This is a genomic window from Planococcus maritimus (assembly GCF_001592825.1).
GTDB classification, from domain to species: Bacteria; Bacillota; Bacilli; order Bacillales_A; family Planococcaceae; genus Planococcus; species Planococcus maritimus_C.
In genome coordinates, this window is record NZ_LTZG01000055.1 from 1 (window position 1) to 352 (window position 352).

Sequence of the window (352 nt, forward strand, 5' to 3'; positions counted from 1 at the left end):
GCTGTATGTCAGTGAATACGAACAGGCATATACACATACTTATACGGAAACTTTCCCCACAGCAGCATTAACGGCGCCGCAGGACACGATTGAAATTTACGTGCAAGACCATGAAGCGCTTGAGCAATAGCTCGTCAAAGAAGGTGACGCCGTGACAGCAGGTGCAGAACTGGCTCGCTTGCACGAAAGCGAATCGGAAGACCAGCGTGCCATTTGGCAGTCGGAGCAAAGCGCGCTGCAAGCAGAACGCCGCGCAGTGCAGTCGACTTTGCAGGCATTGACGCAAGCACGGTCGTCTCAAGACAGCAGCGTGCATGAAAATTCCAACACCAGCTCGAGCTATCCAGGGTTT

At 53.1% G+C, this 352-nt stretch carries 1 pseudogene; it reads left to right on the forward strand.

What is annotated here, in order from left to right:
• Nucleotides 1-151: 151 nt before the first annotated feature.
• Nucleotides 152-352, forward strand: a pseudogene (locus AY633_RS15245) (efflux RND transporter periplasmic adaptor subunit); the annotation flags it as partial.